The organism is Clostridium sp. CAG:43 (genome assembly GCF_000434655.1).
GTDB lineage: Bacteria > Bacillota > Clostridia > Lachnospirales > Lachnospiraceae > Otoolea > Otoolea fessa.
The window spans coordinates 3,753-4,316 of the sequence record NZ_FR895005.1 but is presented as its reverse complement, the minus strand read 5'-3'; the positions used below and the strand labels follow the sequence as shown (position 1 = coordinate 4,316).

At 36.5% G+C, this 564-nt stretch carries 1 pseudogene (cut by a window edge); it reads left to right on the top strand.

What is annotated here, in order from left to right:
• Positions 1 to 433 precede the first annotated feature (433 nt).
• A pseudogene (locus QVO97_RS01025) lies at positions 434 to 564 on the top strand (hemolysin III family protein); it runs 600 nt beyond the window's last position.

The window sequence follows — 564 nt, the reverse complement described above, 5'->3', positions numbered from 1 at the left end:
TTGACCACAACCAATACATCCTTATCTTCATATAAAACATCTAACATAACTGATTTCCTCTCTACTTCATCCATGGATTCCCGAGATTTTAACTTCTCAAATCATCCATGATTCATTTTTTCTTCCACTTCTAACTTTAAAATTTTCATATGCAAACCATCGCATATATTTATTGCTAACGCACACGAAACGTGAAAATCTTTCGTTAAGTCCTCATATTATTTCGTGATTTCATCACTCAATCACTTCGCCGTTCGCCAAAAGTGAGCAAGCTCCCTATGGCTTTCTTCCGCCCATTATAACATATCTCTTTCCCCTCTTGCATATTTTTCAAAAAAGATGTATAGTATATAAAAGCATTCGATATAGTTTTAAATACTACATATCACATTTATAATTACCTTATCAATTTTACAGCAAAGGAGGTTATTCTATGATTTCCAATCAAACACATACATCTAACACAACGGAACTCGCTGAAACAAAGCAGCATAAATTCCACGTAAAGGATCCCGGAAGCGCGCTGACGCATTTTATTGCGATGATCGGCGCGGCGATCGCGGC